This window comes from Vibrio sp. Vb1337 (assembly GCF_033338715.1).
GTDB lineage: Bacteria > Pseudomonadota > Gammaproteobacteria > Enterobacterales > Vibrionaceae > Vibrio > Vibrio alginolyticus.
Map to the genome: position 1 here is coordinate 1 of NZ_JAWOTD010000279.1, position 1,034 is coordinate 1,034.

Genomic DNA, 1,034 nt, shown 5'->3' on the forward strand with positions numbered 1-1,034 from the left:
ACGTTTTGATTCTGCCGCCATGTCTATCGGAGCGTTGAGCCCAGAGGCACACGAAGCACTTGCAACAGCGATGAACCGTCTTGGTGGTTACTCTAACTCTGGTGAAGGTGGTGAAGATCCTCGTCGTTTTGGCACCGAGCGTAACTCGCGAATCAAGCAGATCGCGTCAGGCCGTTTTGGGGTTACGCCTCATTACCTAACCAATGCTGACGTACTGCAAATCAAGGTTGCGCAAGGAGCTAAACCTGGTGAAGGTGGTCAGCTACCAGGGCACAAAGTCACGGCAGAAATCGCCAAGCTGCGTTACTCGGTGCAAGGGGTGACGTTAATCTCCCCTCCTCCACATCATGATATTTATTCGATCGAGGATTTAGCCCAGCTGATCTTCGACCTAAAACAAGTCAACCCGAATGCCCTGGTTTCGGTGAAACTCGTCTCCGAGCCTGGTGTTGGCACCATAGCCACAGGGGTCGCAAAAGCTTACGCCGACCTCATCACTATCTCAGGTTACGATGGCGGTACAGCCGCAAGTCCACTGACTTCGGTGAAATACGCGGGTAGTCCTTGGGAACTTGGCCTCGCAGAAACTCAACAAGCACTGGTTGCAAATGGCCTTCGCCATAAGATTCGTCTTCAAGTAGATGGCGGGTTAAAAACAGGGCTAGATGTTGTTAAGGCCGCGATTCTTGGTGCGGAAAGCTTCGGATTTGGTACCGCACCAATGGTTGCTATGGGTTGTAAATTCTTACGTATTTGCCACTTGAACAACTGTGCAACGGGTGTGGCAACTCAAGATGAAACCCTTCGTAAAGAGTACTTTAAAGGCTTACCTGAAATGGTAATGAACTATTTTACTGGCCTTGCCGATGAAGTACGTGAGTTACTCGCAGAACTTGGCGTAGAGAAACTGACAGACTTAATTGGTCGTACTGATTTACTTGAAGCCGTCGAGGGATTCACTGCGAAGCAAACCAAGTTGGATCTATCAAACATCTTAGAAGCTCCTATTTCAGCCGAAGGTCATCCACTATTTT

1 protein-coding gene is annotated in these 1,034 nt (G+C 49.2%); it reads left to right on the top strand.

The annotated features are described in order from the left end of the window. The coding region (locus R7E42_RS25625; protein WP_318073329.1) for a glutamate synthase-related protein at positions 1-1,034 on the top strand (1,034 nt) is incomplete at both ends.